13 protein-coding genes are annotated in these 16,674 nt (G+C 61.9%); 7 read left to right on the forward strand and 6 right to left on the reverse strand.

The window, feature by feature from the left end; translation table 11 throughout:
• The first annotated feature begins 3 nt into the window (after positions 1–3).
• Complete coding sequence (locus JYG36_RS22665) at positions 4–1,083, forward strand: polyamine ABC transporter substrate-binding protein (protein ID WP_213602350.1); 1,080 nt, start codon at positions 4–6, stop codon at positions 1,081–1,083.
• Between the two features lie 95 nt (positions 1,084–1,178).
• Positions 1,179–4,616 (forward strand): dermonecrotic toxin domain-containing protein, encoded by a 3,438-nt coding sequence (locus JYG36_RS22670; RefSeq protein WP_213602352.1) that lies wholly within the window; start codon positions 1,179–1,181, stop codon positions 4,614–4,616.
• A 42-nt stretch (positions 4,617–4,658) separates the two neighbouring features.
• On the opposite strand, the gene JYG36_RS22675 is transcribed toward JYG36_RS22670, so the two are convergent.
• The 3 genes from JYG36_RS22675 to JYG36_RS26870 form a co-directional block, all read right to left on the reverse strand.
• The gene (locus tag JYG36_RS22675) at positions 4,659–6,242 is read right to left on the reverse strand and encodes a peptide chain release factor 3 (RefSeq protein WP_093388118.1); all 1,584 of its coding nucleotides are present in this window, start codon (positions 6,240–6,242) and stop codon (positions 4,659–4,661) included.
• A 105-nt stretch (positions 6,243–6,347) separates the two neighbouring features.
• On the reverse strand, positions 6,348–6,677 hold the full coding sequence (locus JYG36_RS22680) for an XRE family transcriptional regulator (RefSeq protein WP_093388115.1): 330 nt from the start codon (positions 6,675–6,677) through the stop codon (positions 6,348–6,350).
• Positions 6,661–6,822: a type II toxin-antitoxin system RelE/ParE family toxin gene (locus tag JYG36_RS26870; RefSeq protein ID WP_249744450.1), complete on the reverse strand. Its 162-nt coding sequence runs from the start codon at positions 6,820–6,822 to the stop codon at positions 6,661–6,663. The genes JYG36_RS22680 and JYG36_RS26870 overlap by 17 nt, the downstream gene beginning before the upstream one ends.
• Positions 6,823–7,271: 449 nt before the next feature.
• On the opposite strand from JYG36_RS26870, the gene JYG36_RS22690 reads away from it, so the two are divergent.
• The 4 genes from JYG36_RS22690 to JYG36_RS22705 are packed head-to-tail and all read left to right on the forward strand — an operon-like array spanning position 7,272 to position 10,708.
• Positions 7,272–7,985 (forward strand): ABC transporter permease, encoded by a 714-nt coding sequence (locus JYG36_RS22690; RefSeq protein ID WP_045196256.1) that lies wholly within the window; start codon positions 7,272–7,274, stop codon positions 7,983–7,985.
• 14 nt (positions 7,986–7,999) lie between these two features.
• Positions 8,000–8,908, forward strand: coding sequence for a glycine betaine ABC transporter substrate-binding protein (locus JYG36_RS22695; protein WP_045196254.1), 909 nt, complete (start codon positions 8,000–8,002; stop codon positions 8,906–8,908).
• A gap of 1 nt (position 8,909) precedes the next feature.
• On the forward strand, positions 8,910–9,557 hold the full coding sequence (locus tag JYG36_RS22700; RefSeq protein WP_045196252.1) for an ABC transporter permease: 648 nt from the start codon (positions 8,910–8,912) through the stop codon (positions 9,555–9,557).
• A complete protein-coding gene (locus tag JYG36_RS22705) occupies positions 9,554–10,708 on the forward strand; it encodes an osmoprotectant ABC transporter ATP-binding protein OsmV (protein ID WP_195885715.1) in 1,155 nt (384 codons plus the stop codon). Before JYG36_RS22700 ends, JYG36_RS22705 begins: the two co-directional genes overlap by 4 nt.
• 45 nt (positions 10,709–10,753) lie before the next feature.
• On the opposite strand, the gene JYG36_RS22710 is transcribed toward JYG36_RS22705, so the two are convergent.
• The 3 genes from JYG36_RS22710 to JYG36_RS22720 form a co-directional block, all read right to left on the reverse strand.
• Positions 10,754–13,192 (reverse strand): TonB-dependent siderophore receptor, encoded by a 2,439-nt coding sequence (locus tag JYG36_RS22710; protein WP_045196248.1) that lies wholly within the window; start codon positions 13,190–13,192, stop codon positions 10,754–10,756.
• A gap of 108 nt (positions 13,193–13,300) precedes the next feature.
• On the reverse strand, positions 13,301–14,275 hold the full coding sequence (locus JYG36_RS22715) for a FecR family protein (protein WP_213602356.1): 975 nt from the start codon (positions 14,273–14,275) through the stop codon (positions 13,301–13,303).
• A gap of 17 nt (positions 14,276–14,292) precedes the next feature.
• Positions 14,293–14,781, reverse strand: coding sequence for an RNA polymerase sigma factor (locus tag JYG36_RS22720; protein ID WP_045196243.1), 489 nt, complete (start codon positions 14,779–14,781; stop codon positions 14,293–14,295).
• Positions 14,782–15,429: 648 nt separating this feature from the next.
• Between JYG36_RS22720 and JYG36_RS22725 the strand changes: the two genes are divergently transcribed.
• The gene (locus JYG36_RS22725) at positions 15,430–16,593 is read left to right on the forward strand and encodes a type III PLP-dependent enzyme (protein ID WP_036993923.1); all 1,164 of its coding nucleotides are present in this window, start codon (positions 15,430–15,432) and stop codon (positions 16,591–16,593) included.
• Positions 16,594–16,674: the final 81 nt, after the last annotated feature.

A 16,674-nucleotide genomic window follows, 5' to 3' on the forward strand; every position in this document is an offset into this window, starting at 1 on the left:
GACATGCGCCCATTGCTCTTCGCACCTGTGTTGCTGGCCGCCTCCGTCGCCCAGGCGGCCGACTCGGTAAAGATCTACAACTGGTCCAGCTACATCGCCCCCGACACCCTGAAGAACTTCCAGCAGGCCAGCGGCATCGTGCCGACCTACGACGTGTTCGACAGCAACGAAACCCTCGACGGCAAGCTGATGACCGGCAACTCCGGCTACGACGTGGTGTTCCCCTCCAACCACTTCATGGCCCGGCAGATCCAGGGCAAGGCGCTCAAGCAACTGGACAAGACCCAGCTGCCCAACTGGAAGAACCTCAACCCGGTGCTGCTCAAGGCCCTGGAGGTCAACGACCCGGGCAACCAGTACGGCTTCCCTTACCTGTGGGGCAGCACCGGGATCGGCTACAACATCGACAAGGTCAAGGCGGTGCTCGGCGACAACGCCCCGCTGGATTCCTGGGACCTGATCTTCAAGCCCGAGTACATCAGCAAGCTGAAAGGCTGCGGCGTGGCGCTGCTCGACAACGGCCCGGAACTGTTACCTATCGCCCTCAATTACCTGGGCCTGCCACACCACAGCCAGAAGCCCGAGGATTACGACAAGGCCAAGGAGCTGCTGATGAAGGTGCGCCCGTTCATCAGCTACTTCCACTCCTCCAAGTACACCGGCGACCTGGCCAATGGCGATATCTGCGTGGTGGTGGGCTTCTCCGGCGACGTGCTGCAAGCCAGGAACCGCGCCGAAGAAGCCAACAACGGCGTGAAGGTCGGCTACTCGATTCCCAAGGAAGGCGCGCCGATGTGGTTCGACATGGTCGCCATGCCGGCTGATGCCCCGGACGAAAAAGCCGGTTACGCCTACATGAACTACCTGTTGCAGCCCGAGGTGATGGCCAACATCAGCAACCATGTGCAGTACGCCAACGGCAACCTCAAGGCCGACACCCTGGTCGACCCGGCGCTCAAGGCCAATACCATGATTTACCCGAGCGACGAGATGCTTGGCAAGCTCTACGCCCTGGAGGCGATGCCGGCCAAGATCGACCGCATCCGCACGCGCATCTGGACCAGCATCAAGGCCGGCAATTGATATAAGTAACGCCCCGGCCCTGCTTACCCGCGGCAATCTCCAGTGATTGCCGCGGGGATCGGCCCCCGGCTGCCTTGTACCGCCGGGACACTTTCATGCCGTTGGCCAACCTGCCCTACTTTCATCCTGATGCCCTGCGCGCAGGTTATCTGCGTCACCTCGAGCACCTCGACGCCAGGCAACCGCTGAGCGCCGCGCAACGACAATCCCTGCAACGACTGGGCGACGACCCGGCGCTGCGCGTCGACCGCCTGGATGCGGTGACTGGCGATGGCCAGGCCATAGCCCTGGACACCACCTTTCTGCTCAGCCGCGCCGACTGGCCCGAAGTGTTCATCTACAACCCCGACATCGGCCTGCAACGCTTTGCCGATCGGCGCCAGGCCAAGCAGACGCTGCTGGGCCTGCAGGATCAACCTGCGCTGATGGCAACAGTGCTGCGTTACGCACCACAGGCGCAACAGCAGTTACTGCAGCGCCAACCTGCTGTGGATTTTCAGGTCAATCTGCTGGCTGCGCCGCTGTTCGACAGCCTGATGTTGACGATCAATGATCGCCTTGCCGACCAGGCCGCCCCCCTGCACACCCAGCAAGCAGCGCCCTCGACCGCCACATTGCAGCAACTTGCCCGCACCCTCGGCAACGCCAGCCTGGATGCGCAATCGATGCAAACCCAGGTCGGACAATTGGCCCAGGAATACCAGGCCATGCTCGCCCAGCGCCCGAGCCTCAGCTCAGTCACCCGGGCACTGCTCAAGCACGAACTGTCCAGCTTTCTGCACAAAGCCCCTCCCCTGCACGCCATCAGCGTGCAACCGGAGGGCCGCAGTACCCCGGTCCTGTCGCTGCTCGAACTGATCTGGCACCCCGCCGATAACAGCCAATGGCGTGCCAGCGCCACCACCGCGGCTGAACTGCCGACCCCCTTACCGTTGCTCCCGCCGGCCTTGCTCGGCCATAGCGCCAGACGCTTGCGCCAGCACCTTCGCGGGCAACTGCAAGCAGTATTGGTGCGCGACGGGCAACTGAGCCAAGACTACCAGGAGCAACTGCTGGCCCTGCTCAGCACGCTGGCCGAACGCCTGGGCGTTGCCTTTGCGCCTGCTGCGCTGCCCTCTCGGCGGGCGCGGATTCTGGCCCTGTACGACCGGGCCATCGCTGCGCGCCTGCCGGGCAACGTGGTCAAGGCCTTCAACCGCTATATCAGCGAAACCGATGCCATTGGCGCAACCCTGCGCGACCTGCAGGATCGCGCCAGGGCAGAGGCTGTTGCAGCCCATGCACCCGAGTGGCTGCGCCAGGCCTCGGCAGAAGATCAACATGCCTACTTACGCGTGTTGGCCAGCAACCTGCTGGGCGCAAACGATGATTACCTGTTCGATATCCCCGAAATCGACACCTATGCCCGCGAACAACTGCAGCAGCGCCTGGACCAGGATTTCGGCCCCGGCCACTACCGGCCTGAAGATATCCAGGTCACCACCAACCGCTGGATCACTGCGCCGCCACTGCCCGGGGAAATCCCCTTGTCACTGCCGGCCAGCTACGTGCGCCATCGCCAGTCCCTGGTTGACTATGCGCTCGATCATTACCGCGACTGGGACAACGCAATCACCCTGGTGACCGACCAGAAGGGTGAGCTGCTGCCACCCACCTTGCGCAGCCAATACGTTCGTAAGGTGGCCAAGGCGCTGGATATTGGCGGCCACTACCAGCGCCTGCTGCAGCAGAAATTCGCCGAACACGACCCCGACTATGCCCGGCGCCTGGCAACCTTCTGCCGGCAACTGCCCGGGCAAATGCTCGAAGCGGCCTGGCGTGCCCGCCTCAAGGGCGAGCTCGATGGCGCAGCGCTACAGACGGTTACCCAGGTACTGGAACTGCCAGAAGACCGCACACAGCACATGACACCACTGCTGTTGGTGGCCGATAGCGGGCTTGAACCGGACCAGGTGCCTGGCCTGTACCTGATCGGCAATCAGCAGGCGGGCCCGCTGGTGCTGTACAGCCCTTACGACAGCCGCCAGGCCTATCGGCAATTTGCCGATAGCCGTGACCTGCTGAAAAAGATCAGGACCACGCCAGCGTTGCAGGCCTTGCTGCTCGGGCGTATGCCAGCGCAGATGCGCAAACGCTATGGGCGCGGCGGCTTTGAAGAGCCACACCTGCCATTTAGTGTGGAATCGGATTTCGACCTGCCGTTTTCTCGCCCCGGCCCCATCACCCTGGCCTGGCGTCCGATCGCGGGCAACCTGTTCAAGCAACTGTTCGTGGATAACGCCCAGATGCTCCAGGACATGGCCCACGCCCAGCTGGTGACCCTCGAAGAGGCGCGCTGGCAAACCTTGAAGAACCTGCTCGGTCAGCTGTGGTTGCAAGCCAGCCTGTTTCTGCCGGGCAGGCTGGGCACGCTGCTGGGTATTTTCCAGACCGAAACCAGTGTGCTGCAAACCCTGGAAAAAGCCGACCGCAGCAACTGGAGCCAGTCACTGGCCGAACTCTGCGCGGCGCTGGTGCAGGGCCTGCTGGTTGGCAAAGACGCCGTCGGGGTCGAATCGCTGGAGAAGTTCTGGAAAAATCAGGAGAGCAGCCCGGCGCCCGAACGCCCGCAACCGGTCGAAGCCGGCGGTGTGCTGAGCGACCTCAGCGGCCGCCATACCCGTCGGGTCGTCTCCCGGGAACAGATCGCGATACTCGCAGTTGGCATGCCACAGATCCAGCGCGTAAACCCTTATCGCGGCAACCTGATCCGCGAAGCGCACGATACTGCAGTAACCTACCTGGTGAACTGCCACTTCAACATCAGCCGCACCACAGCCCGCCAGCTACCCCTACAAACGGCCAGGGTCCTCAGGGACTTCTTCAACGTCGCGGATGTATCCGACACACTTCTGCTGCAAGTCAGCAGGCCGATAGAAAAACTGCTGACGCTGCTGTTGTCGCGTAATTACTCACCCGCCCATTCGACTCGCTATGTCATGGGCAGCAGAGTCGGTGCGCCTATCGATGCCAGCGCCTTCGTCAACCCGGCCGACCGCAGCCGGCAGATCTTTCTGCTCGACGCCTTCTTCGACAACCCGACCATCAACCAGTTGCCGCTACAACGCCGATACGCCCAGCCGGCAGCCGCCAACCTCACCCGCGCCTTTACCTTGCTGCATGAACTGTCTCACCTGGCCTGCCAGACCCGCGACATCACCTACACCCTGGGTGTTGCCCCGTACGCCGACTGGCTGATCCCCGGCCCCGAGCGCGCCTGGCTGGAACGCGCCCACGAAAGCGGCTTCAGCGCCATGACGCCGATGAACAAGTTGTTCACGTTGTACGATGAAGACACTGGCAGGCTGCGCGACTTGCGTCGCAGCGATCGCAAAGGCAAGAAACTGATCCTGAAGATCACCGGCGCGCAGGATCTGCAGCAAGCTCGTCAGGTGTTCCTGAGTGACAGCGAAAAACGCGCGCAGATCATGCTGTTCAATGCCGACAGCCTGGCATTGCTGATCTACCGGTTGGGCGCAGAAATGCACCCTTGAAAGGAGGCGACCCCGCCACCCAGAAGCGGCGGGGTCGGGCAATCAATGATGCTCGCGGGTAGCGCGGAACTTCACATCCGGCCAGCGCTCTTCCATCAGCGCCAGGTTGACCCGGGTCGGGGCCAGGTAGGTCAGGTGACCACCGCCGTCGATGGCCAGGTTCTCCACGGCCTTGTTCTTGAATTCCTCAAGCTTCTTCTTGTCCTCGCAGCTGATCCAGCGCGCCGACCAGACGGTGATCGGCTCGTAGGCACACTCGACCTTGTACTCTTCCTTCAGGCGGCTGGCGACCACATCGAACTGCAGCACACCGACGGCGCCGAGGATGATGTCGTTGCTGCGCTCGGGGAAGAACACCTGGGTCGCGCCTTCTTCGGCCAGCTGCTGCAGGCCCTGGCGCAGTTGCTTGGACTTGAGCGGGTCTTTCAGGCGCACGCGGCGGAACAGCTCCGGGGCGAAGTGCGGAATACCGGTGAAGCCCAGGGCCTCGCCTTCGGTGAAGGTGTCACCGATCTGGATCGTGCCGTGGTTGTGCAAGCCAATGATGTCGCCGGCCCAGGCCTCTTCCAGTTGCTCACGCTCGGAGGAGAAGAAGGTCAGCGCATCGCCGATACGCAGGTCCTTGCCGGTGCGCACATGGCGCATCTTCATGCCTTTTTCGTAACGGCCGGAGCAGATACGCATGAAGGCGATACGGTCGCGGTGCTTGGGGTCCATGTTCGCCTGGATCTTGAACACGAAACCGCTGAACTTCTCTTCGGTCGGCTCGACAGCGCGCTCGTTGGCCTCGCGCGGCAGCGGGCGTGGCGCCCAGTCGACGACGGCATCGAGCACATGGTCGACACCGAAGTTGCCCAGCGCGGTACCGAAGAACACAGGGGTCAGCTCGCCGCGCATGAACTCGTCCTGGTCGAATTCGTGGCAGGCGCCCTGTACCAGCTCCAGCTGCTCGAGGAAGCGCTCGTATTCGTCGCCCAGGTGGGTACGGGCTTCATCGGAGTCGAGCTTCTCGATGATCTTCACCTCGGTGCGCTCGTGGCCATGGCCCGGGGTGTAGACAATGATGTAGTCGCCGGCCAGGTGATACACGCCCTTGAAGTCGCGGTAGCAACCGATCGGCCAGGTGATCGGCGCTGCCTTGATCTTCAATACCGCTTCGATTTCGTCGAGCAGTTCGATCGGGTCGCGGATGTCACGGTCGAGTTTGTTGATGAAGCTGACGATCGGCGTGTCGCGCAGCCGGCAGACGTCCATCAGGGCGATGGTCCGCGGCTCGACGCCCTTACCGCCGTCGAGCACCATCAGCGCCGAGTCGACGGCGGTCAGGGTGCGGTAGGTATCTTCCGAGAAGTCTTCGTGGCCCGGGGTGTCGAGCAGGTTGATCATGTGCTCGCGATAGGGGAACTGCATCACCGAGGTGGTGATGGAGATACCACGCTGCTTCTCCATTTCCATCCAGTCGGAGGTGGCATGGCGGTCGGACTTTCGCGATTTCACCGTACCGGCAACGGCAATCGCCTTGCCCATCAGCAACAGCTTCTCGGTGATGGTGGTCTTACCCGCATCGGGGTGGGAAATAATGGCGAAGGTGCGGCGTTTCGCGACTTCGGCGGCCTGGTTGGTCATGGGAAATCGCCTGGCAGGTGATTCAAAAAGGGCCAGTATCATACCCGAAGTCGAACGGGGACCAAAGCCTGAGACCTCCGCCTGTCGCGCGAAACGAAGTGTAGGCTACTTGTGTCCAGGCAAATTTTCAGTGAAGCCCTCAAGAGTGACAGGCCCGCGGTCTGGCATGTGTGCAACCAGCTCGAGTGTTCCACCCATTGCCTCGACATAGCTACGCAGAGTCGAGATCAACATATCGCTACGTTTTTCAATCTTGGAAATATTCGCCTGACCTACCTCCAGCCGCTTGGACATTCCTTCCTGAGTCAACTCCAGCTGTTTGCGCAACGCCTGCAGGGTCATTTCCTCGCGGATCAACTCACGCCCGCGTTGTTCGACACGCGCCCTTCGTTCGGGCGCAAGGCTGTTGATGACATCATCAAGTGTTTTGGACATGCTCCTCACCTCCTGACAGATACCTGTCGAAGCGCTCATCGGCGCGCCGAATAAAATTTCGATAAAACCGTTTCTGGCTGACTCCAGCCTTGTCACCCGCAACCAGGATAACGGCGCGACGCTTGGGATCGAACGCAAAAGCCACCCGCCGAAACTCGGCACAAAAGCTGATTGACCATGACAACAAAATACCTCCAGAGGAATATTCCCTCAAGCGACTATCATGAACTTTTCCACGGCAATGCTGAGCTTCATGACAGACGGCTGGATAGCAGACGTATCACTGGTGCCAGGGAGGAAATGACCAGTTTTCTGGTGCGAAGCGCCTCGCGTCTCAGGGATTAACGCTGGCCAAATGCCGCTTCAGATGGGAACCTTTACGGCTGTGGAGGCGTCCACTGCCCTGATACGCAATCGGTCATGACCGTTCGTCAGGGTTGGTTTCACCGGCACTACGAGCCTGACGAGGCTTCGCTTATGGCGTGTTCCGCTCCGTTTCCGGACAACGCGCTGCTTATCGCGATCACACTGCCTGCCGCCTGGAATGGTGGCCGCCACGGGAGTGTGTTCGCCGACAACAAAAGGAGTCCGCCTGTGGCTAAAAGCTATGGCAAGGGGCTGATGGGATGTGCCTTCGTGCTCGTCATCCTGGCCCTGCTGATCCACTGGATCGGCATCGATACGATCGCGCACTACCGCGCCGATTTGTGGTTCTACCTGCAAGCGCACCTGATGCTGGTGTTGCTGTCGATGGTGGCGGCGTTAGCCGTGGGCATACCCGCCGGGATTGCCTTGAGTCGACCGCACCGGGTCGACCGCGCCGAACGCTTCATGCAGTTTTTCAACATTGGCAACACCATTCCCCCTCTGGCCGTTCTGGCCATTGCCCTGAGTTTCCTGGGCATTGGCGCCGGTCCCGCGATCTTCGCGCTGTTCCTCGCTTCCCTCCTGCCAATCGTGCGTAACACTTACGAAGGCCTGAAAAACGTACCCGCCTCGCTCAAGGAAGCCGCCACCGGCATCGGCATGACCCCGGGCCAGACCCTCTGGCGTGTCGAGTTGCCCAACGCCGTGCCGATCATCGTCGGCGGTGTGCGGGTGGCCCTGGCGATCAACGTCGGTACCGCACCGCTGTCGTTCCTGATCGGCGCCAACAGCCTGGGCAGCCTGATTTTCCCCGGCATTGCCCTGAACAATCAGCCGCAACTGCTGCTTGGCGCTGCCTGCACCGCCCTGCTCGCCCTGCTGCTCGACGCCCTGGTGGCGCAGTCCAGCCGCCGTTGGCTTGAACGCGGCCTGGCCCACTAAGCGAAGGAACTGTCATGAAAAGAATCGCCTTGTTGTTGGGCGCGGCCCTGCTGTTCGCAGGATTTGCCCAGGCCGCGAACAAACCTGTGATCCGCCTCGGTGCGCGGGTCTTCACCGAGCAAACGGTACTGGCTGAAATCACCGCCCAGTACCTCAACCAGCATGGTTTTGACGTGCGCATCACCGGCGGCCTGGGCAGCAACCTGGCCCGCAGCGCCCACGAAACCGGGCAGCTGGACATGGTCTGGGAATACACCGGTGTTTCGCTGGTATCCTACAACCATATCGACGAACGCATGCCCAGCGCAGCGGCCACCTACGCCAGGGTCAAGGAGCTGGATGCGCAAAAAGACCTGATCTGGCTGACACCGTCGAAGTTCAGCAACACCTACGCCCTGGCGCTGCCGCGCAAGGTTGCCGACCAGTACCCGCAGGTCAACAGCATCAGTGAGCTGAACCAGGTGCTGCGCGACGAGAAGGACCGCACCCACGTGGTGGCCCTGGACACCGAGTTCGCCAACCGCCCCGACGGCCTGGTGGGCCTGACCGAAACCTACGACCTGCAACTGACCCGCCGCGACATCCGCCAGATGGACGCCGGCCTGGTCTACACCGCGCTGCGCAACGGCCAGGTGTTCAGTGGCCTGGTGTACACCACCGACGGGCGCCTGAGCGCCTTCGACCTCAAGCTGCTGGAAGACGACAAGCACTACTTCCCCGACTACACCGCAGCCCCGGTAGTGCGCAAGGCCGTGCTCGACGCCAACCCGCAACTGGCCAGCCTGCTCAAACCGCTGGCCGAGCAGCTCGACGACGAGACCATGCGCCAGCTCAACGCCAAGGTCGATGTCGAACACCAGAGCCCGGGCAAAGTCGCCGCCGAGTACCTGCGCCAGCATCCACCTGCACAGGAGCAGCCATAACATGCTCGATACCTTTACCCACCTCGACTGGGCCCAGGTACTGCACCTGACCTGGCAGCACATCACCCTGGTCGGCATCGCCGTCAGCCTGGCGATTGTCTTCGGCGTACCGCTGGGCATCCTCATGACCCGCTTCCCGGCCCTCGCCGGCCCCCTGCAGGCCAGCGCCACGGTGCTGCTGACCATCCCCTCGATCGCCCTGTTCGGCCTGTTGCTGCCGTTCTACTCCAAGTTCGGCCAGGGCCTGGGGCCGCTGCCGGCGATCACCGCGGTGTTCCTCTATTCGCTGTTGCCGATCCTGCGCAACACCTACCTGGCCCTGACCAATGTCGAACCGGGTATTCGTGAAGCCGCCCGCGGCATCGGCATGACCTTCGGCCAGCGCCTGCGCATGGTCGAGCTGCCCATCGCCGTACCGGTAATCCTTGCCGGGGTGCGCACCGCCGTGGTCATGAACATCGGCGTCATGACCATCGCCGCGACCATCGGCGCTGGTGGCCTGGGCGTGCTCATCCTCACCTCCATCAGCCGCAGCGACATGTCGATGCTGCTGGTCGGCGCCGTGCTGGTGAGCCTCCTGGCCATCTTCGCCGACCTGCTGCTGCAAGCCCTGCAACGCTCCCTGACTCCAAAAGGACTGCGCCCATGATCGAACTTCAGAACCTCAGCAAGACCTTCCACGCCAACGGCAAAGACGTCAAAGCCGTCGACTCGGTCAGCCTGACCGTCAACGAAGGCGAGATCTGCGTGTTCCTCGGCCCCTCCGGTTGCGGCAAGAGCACCACGCTGAAAATGATCAACCGCTTGATTGCGCCGACCTCGGGCAAGGTGCTGATCAACGGCGAAGACACCACCGGCCTTGATGAAGTGACCCTGCGCCGGCGCATCGGCTACGTTATCCAGCAAATCGGTCTGTTCCCCAACATGACCATCGAGGAGAACATCACCGTGGTCCCGCGCCTGCTCGGCTGGGACAAGCAAAAATGCCACGAGCGCGCCCGCGAGTTGATGAGCATGATCAAGCTCGAGCCCAAGCAATACCTGCAACGCTACCCGCGTGAGTTGTCCGGTGGCCAGCAACAGCGTATCGGCGTGATCCGCGCCCTGGCCGCCGAAGCGCCCTTGCTGCTGATGGACGAGCCGTTCGGTGCGGTCGACCCGATCAACCGCGAGATGATCCAGAACGAGTTCTTCGAGATGCAGCGGGCGCTGAACAAGACCGTGATCATGGTCAGCCACGACATCGACGAGGCGATCAAGCTGGGTGACAAAATTGCGATTTTCCGTGCCGGCAAGCTGATCCAGATCGACCACCCGGACACCCTGCTGGCGCACCCTGCCGACGACTTCGTCAGCAACTTCGTTGGCCAGGACAGCACCCTCAAGCGCCTGTTGCTGGTGCGTGCCGAAGACGCCGCCGACAACGCGCCGTCGGTCAGCCCGGAAACGCCAGTGGCCGACGCCCTGGAGCTGATGGACGAACATGACCGCCGCTACGTGGTGGTCACCGATGGGCAGAACAAGGCCATGGGTTACGTGCGTCGTCGCGACCTGCATCGCCAGCAAGGCAGCTGCGTTGATTTTCTGCGCACCTTCAACGCCACCGCCTCGCACGATGAGCACCTGCGCATCCTGCTGTCGCGGATGTACGAGTTCAATCGCTCATGGTTGCCGGTGCTGGACGCCGAGCAGGTGTTCCTCGGCGAAGTGACCCAGGAATCGATCGCCGCTTACCTGAGCTCGGGGCGGTCGCGGGGGGGCAAGACCAGCATTGTGTCGCCGGCTGAAGCGGTCGCGTAACGCTGAAAAGCATCGCGGCGACCCGACTTGCCCCGGGATCAGGCCTCAGAAACCTACACTGGCCTGCACATAGAAGGTGCGCGGCTCGCCCAGGTAGATCCCCGAGTTGTTGTCGCTGGAGCGGGTGTAGTACTGCTTGTCGAAGATGTTCTTCACCCCGGCCGCGAGCTTGAGGTTCGACAGCTCCTTGCCGAAGTCATAACCACCGCGCGCCGCCCAGGTCACGTAACCAGGAATGTCGCCGTACTGGCCATCGGCACTCGGTTCGGTGATGTAATTGCCGTTGAAGCTGCCGTCGGCATTCATGCCGGTGCCCGGTGCGCGTTGTTTCGATTGAGCGTAGGCATCGAGGTTCCAGGTCCAGCGATTGATCTCATAGCGCAGCCCGGCATTGACGATTTGCCGCGAATAAAACGGCAAGTCACGGCCCTTGAAGCCGGGGATCTCGCCTTCATAGGTGGCCCGGGTGTAGGTGAACCCGGCATTGGCACTCAGGCCCTGCAGACGCGGGTCGAGCCCCGACAGGTCGTAGTGCATGGAGGCTTCGATACCCTGGTGCTTGGTGGCGCCAAGGTTGGTCCAGCCGATGTCGTTGCTGATGTACTGCAACTCGTCATCGAAGTCGATGTAGAACGCGGTCAGCTCACCACCCCAGGTACCGTTGTTGTAGCGGGTGCCGACTTCATAGGTCTTGGCTTTCTCGGCCTGCAGGCCGTTGGCGGTCTGGTCGCCACTGCCACCCTGGCCGAGCTGGAAGTACTGCAGGCTGCCGAACGAGGTCTCGTAGTTGGCGAACAGCTTCCATTCATCCGACAGGTGATACATCACGCTCAGCGCCGGTAGCGGCTCGTTGCTGGTCACGCTGCGGTTCTTTTCCTGCACCGGCACGCCGTTGGTACCACGCACCGGGCGCTCATGCCAGTCGGTGTTGATGTGCTCGAAACGGATCCCCGGGGTGATGGTCCAGTTGCCGACATCGATCTTGTCATCGATGTAGTAGGCGCTGGCTTCGGTGCCACCGGTGCGGTCCTGGAAGACATGGCCGTCGGAGCCTGGGGTCACGGTCGGGACATTGTTGATCAGCGCCAGGCGGGTCGACTGCTCGTGCATCGCTTCTTTCAGGTAGCGGTAACCAACGCTGACTTCCTGAGTGGTCGGGCCTGCGAAGAAGATCCGCGACAGCCGCGGCTCGATGGCGAAGGTGTGGTAGCTGCGCGGGTACGACGACAGGGTCTTCTGGTCACGGGCAGCGATGCTGCTGCCGCGGAAGCTGTCGGTGTAGTAGGTCTGCACTTCGAACTGGGTGACGTCGTCGATCTGGCGCAGGTACTTGAACGACACGTCCTTGCGCCGGCCGCTGAAGGTGTCGTAGTCGCGGTCGGACTGGTACGGATCATCGTCGAACTGGGCCTGGGTCAGGCCGCCGGGCATGTCGGCCTTGGCGTCGTAGTAATGAAAGTTGAGCCAGAATTCGTCACTGTCGGTCACCGCCCAATGGGTCTTGAGCAACACGTCATCGATATCGTTGTCGTTGTTGCTGCTGCGATAACCGTTGCCGTTGACCCCGGAGTACAGCAGCGCCGCACCCAGGCCATTGTCGGCAGTGCCGCCGAGGAAGGCCGATTCGATGTGCTTCCAGCCGCCATGACGGGAGGTTTCCATCGTCGTCGACAGCTCGCCGGTGGCTTTCTCGGGAATGGCCCGGGTGACGAAGTTGATCACCCCGCCGACGTTCTGCGGGCCGTAGCGCACGGACCCAGCACCGCGCACCACGTCGATGCTGTCGAGGTTGCCGGACGAGATCGGCGCCATCGACAGTTGTGGCTGGCCGTAAGGCGCAAAGGCTGCCGGAATGCCATCGATCAATACCGTGGAGCGTGGCGACAGCCGTGAGGTCAGGCCGCGTACACCAACGTTCAGGGCGATGTCGCTGCCGCCGGTACCGTTGGAGTCCTGCACCTGCACACCCGGCACGCCGCGCAGCACATCGCGTACGTTCAAGGCGCCCTGCTCGATCATCGCCTCGCGGCGCACCACGGTACGCGCACCGGGATGGTTGTGGACCACGGTTTCTTCGGCGCTGCCCAGCCAGTCACCGACGACTTTGACGTCGGTGGGTGCCAGCTCGAGGCTGCCGGTGGTCAGGGTGCCGGCGCTTTGCGCCGGGTGCAGGACCACGGTGCCCTGAGAAATTTCATAAGTCAGGCCGCTGCCCTCAAGCAACGCCCGCAGCGCCTCTTCCGGTTGCAGGTTGCCGGAGACCGCTGGTGCCTGCTTGCCGGCCACCAGCTCGGGGCTGAAGAACAGTTGCAGCGACGTCTGCTGGCCCAGTTGGCTCAAGGCCGAAGCCAGCGGTTGGGCCTGGATCTGGATGCTGGCTGGTGCCGGGGCGGCATAAGTGCTGGCGATACCGCCACTGACAGCCAGTGCCAGGGCCAGGGGCAACCAGCGGGAAGAACGCGGGGAAACGTTGTTGTTGTTCACGTCGTCGAGAGGTCCTGAGGGTCCATATAAATGTCAATGCCATGCAAATGGAAATGCTTGGCAGTTGCAGTTGGCCAGGAAGACGAACAACTGGAAAAAAACCTGAATTTATTTTGCGATTATTTCGCGGGAGCCGTCGGCATGGGCCTTGATCGCCACCGGCAGGATGCTCGGCAGCGCCCGCAGCAAGGCGTCGGTGTCGTCGGCGTTGAAGGTACTGCTCAGGCGCAGCGCGGCAATTTTGCCAGGGGCGACACGCAGGGGCTGCTCGCGGTAGCGCGAGACTTCCTTGACCACCTCGCTGAGCGGCGCGTCGTTGAACACCAGCTTGCCCTTGCGCCAGGCGGTCACAGCTGCGGTATCTACCGCATAGGGTGCCGCCACCTGGCCGCGAGCATCGATATGCGCCCCCAGGCCTGCGCTCAGCAAAGCCTTGGAAGCATCGCGACCTTCAACCCGCACCGAGCCGTTTTCGACCGCCACACGGGTTTGCTCCGGGTCCTGGCGCACATCGAAACGAGTGCCGGTCACGGTTACCGTGCCGTTGTCGGTGCTGACCACGAAGGGCCGCGCGCTGTCGTGGGCGACGCTGAACATCACCTCGCCCTGGCGCAACTGGATATGCCGCTGACCGGCGCTGAATTGCACGACCAGTTGCGTACGACCGTTGACCTCCAGCTGTGAGCCATCCGGCAGGTCGAGTTGGCGCCGCTCGCCCAGGGCGGTTTGCAGCTGGCCCTGGTAATTAAGTTGATGCTGCTGCCAGCCAAACCAGCCCAACCCCAGCGCCAGGGTCGCGACGCCGGCCGCCAGCGCCTGGCGAATAAAGCGTCGACGCGGCAACTGGCTGACCGGATCGGCCTGGCACAGCGCTTCGAGCCGCGCACGCGGGACCTGCCCGGCAGCGCCCCAGAGCGTGCCCAGCAGATCGAATTCAGCTTGATGCTGCGAGTGCTCGGCCAGCCAGCGCTGCAACTCGCCCTGTTGCGCCGGCGCCAGCGCGCCATCGCGGCTGCGGGCAAACCACTGGGCTGCCTGCTCGCGCACGGTCTCGTTGCCGCACGGGCACGCCTGCTGATTCATGAAAACATTCGCCTGACTCATCTCGTCGACACATCCAGGTGCTCACGCAGATGCCGGAGCGTGCGGATCATATACTTTTCGACCATGTTCTTGGTCAAGCCCATGCGCTCGGCGATCTCGGCCTGGGTCAGGCCTTCGAGCTTCTGCCAGATGAACACCCGCCGGCAGTTGAGCGGCAGTTCGGCCAAGGCCCGTTCGACGCTGTCGGCCAGTTCCACGGCATTCATGTAGGCCTCGGGATCGCCGCTGGCGTCGATGCCCGGCTCGAAGGCGTCCTGCTCCAGGGCCTGGCGGCGGTCTTCACGGCGGTAACCGTCCACGGCAATGTTGCGTGCGGTCTGGTGCAAATAGGCGCGCGGTTGTTCGACCCCCGCCTGGTCATTTTCCAGTACCCGCACAAACGCATCATGCGCCAGGTCCTCGGCCTGCTGACGACTGCGCAATTTGCGCGTCCAGGTGCCGATCAGCTCATGGTAGTGGTCGAGAAAGCCTTTGTGTCGCGACACGATGCACAGCTCTTCGCAGGCGATGAGGAATGGCGCGAATAGTAATGTTTCTTATTAAGGCCGGCAATCGAAGATCACCACTGCCGACGAAGCGTTCGAGCGGAAAAAAAATCACGAAAATGTGTGTAGATAATCGGCTGCCAGAGCGGAAAAAAATATGAACGGCCAGCCTTCGATTCATGGTTACGCCGTCACCTCATTGCCCGCCAAAGTTACCGCCTTTTCCCGTACTTTCGCCACCAACTTTGACTATTGCATCCATTTGCGTGTTCTACGATAGATCCCGGCGTATACCGGTATTTTTAACGCTTTTGTCATCAAATTGAACATCTACTGTTTACCTGAGTCGGTTAGAAAGTGGCTGGCCAGCCCGGGGCGACGGACGTGTGCAAAAACGCGACATTTTTTGTTGATCTCGAGCCCCTCAGGTCCTAAAGTTCGCGCCGAACGTCCATGCTGGAAACGATCCATCCGGCTCAAGTACTGACGACGAGACAGCAAGGTCACCCGTAGCTCGCTTCATCACGCACGGTTGACCTTTTTGCTTTCGGCGACATGCCTTGGGAAGTAGGCGAACCAAAGTGGGGATACGGAGGACGTTCAGTTGCAGCCACTTATTTTTTCAGTTTGCCCATGGAGTCCCTAAGCATGTCGATTCAGGTCGAAGACTACTTCGCGCGCGATACCTTCCAGAAAATGAAGGCCTTCGCCGACAAGCAAGAAACCCCGTTCGTGCTCATCGACACGCAGATGATCAGCCAGGCCTACGACGACCTGCGCGCCGGTTTCGAATTCGCCAAGGTCTACTACGCGGTCAAGGCCAACCCGGCCGTTGAGATCATCGACCTGCTCAAGGAAAAAGGCTCGAGCTTCGACATCGCCTCGATCTACGAGCTGGACAAAGTGATGGGCCGCGGTGTCAGCGCCGATCGCATCAGCTACGGCAACACCATCAAGAAGTCCAAGGACATCCGCTACTTCTACGAGAAGGGCGTGCGCCTGTACGCCACCGACTCCGAAGCCGACCTGCGCAACATCGCCAAGGCCGCCCCGGGCTCGAAAGTCTACGTACGCATCCTCACCGAAGGCTCGACCACCGCCGACTGGCCACTGTCGCGCAAGTTCGGCTGCCAGACCGACATGGCCATGGACCTGTTGATCCTCGCCCGCGACCTGGGCCTGGTGCCTTACGGCGTGTCGTTCCATGTGGGCTCGCAACAGCGCGACATCAGCGTCTGGGATGCAGCCATCGCCAAAGTGAAGGTGATCTTCGAGCGCCTGAAAGAAGAAGACGGCATCGAGCTCAAGCTGATCAACATGGGTGGCGGCTTCCCGGCCAACTACATCACCCGCACCAACAGCCTGGAAACCTACGCCGAGGAAATCATCCGCTTCCTCAAGGAAGACTTCGGTGACGACCTGCCAGAAATCATCCTCGAGCCAGGCCGTTCGCTGATCGCCAACGCCGGCATCCTGGTCAGTGAAGTAGTGCTGGTGGCGCGTAAATCGCGTACCGCCGTCGAGCGCTGGGTGTACACCGATGTCGGCAAGTTCTCCGGCCTGATCGAAACCATGGACGAGTCGATCAAGTTCCCGATCTGGACCGAGAAGAAAGGCGAGATGGAAGAAGTAGTGATCGCCGGCCCCACCTGCGACAGCGCCGACATCATGTACGAGCACTACAAATACGGCCTGCCGCTGAACCTGGCCATCGGCGACCGCCTGTACTGGCTGTCGACCGGCGCCTACACCACCAGCTACAGCGCGGTGGAGTTCAACGGCTTCCCGCCGCTGAAAGCCTACTACCTGTAACACAAAAAACCGGGGGCATCATTGCCCCCGGGCTCCCCTGGTCATCATCTGCGTGATCGGGGTTATCAATGCGTGAGCACG

Source organism: Pseudomonas sp. SORT22, assembly GCF_018417635.1.
In the GTDB taxonomy this organism is placed as follows: domain Bacteria; phylum Pseudomonadota; class Gammaproteobacteria; order Pseudomonadales; family Pseudomonadaceae; genus Aquipseudomonas.

Coding starts and splice junctions, on each gene's coding strand:
- JYG36_RS22665 (WP_213602350.1), top strand. CDS start 4: ATGCGCCCATTGCTCTTCGCACCTGTGTTGCTGGCCGCCTCCGTCGCC.
- JYG36_RS22670 (WP_213602352.1), top strand. CDS start 1,179: ATGCCGTTGGCCAACCTGCCCTACTTTCATCCTGATGCCCTGCGCGCA.
- JYG36_RS22675 (WP_093388118.1), bottom strand. CDS start 6,242: ATGACCAACCAGGCCGCCGAAGTCGCGAAACGCCGCACCTTCGCCATT.
- JYG36_RS22680 (WP_093388115.1), bottom strand. CDS start 6,677: ATGTCCAAAACACTTGATGATGTCATCAACAGCCTTGCGCCCGAACGA.
- JYG36_RS22695 (WP_045196254.1), top strand. CDS start 8,000: ATGAAAAGAATCGCCTTGTTGTTGGGCGCGGCCCTGCTGTTCGCAGGA.
- JYG36_RS22700 (WP_045196252.1), top strand. CDS start 8,910: ATGCTCGATACCTTTACCCACCTCGACTGGGCCCAGGTACTGCACCTG.
- JYG36_RS22705 (WP_195885715.1), top strand. CDS start 9,554: ATGATCGAACTTCAGAACCTCAGCAAGACCTTCCACGCCAACGGCAAA.
- JYG36_RS22715 (WP_213602356.1), bottom strand. CDS start 14,275: ATGAATCAGCAGGCGTGCCCGTGCGGCAACGAGACCGTGCGCGAGCAG.
- JYG36_RS22725 (WP_036993923.1), top strand. CDS start 15,430: ATGTCGATTCAGGTCGAAGACTACTTCGCGCGCGATACCTTCCAGAAA.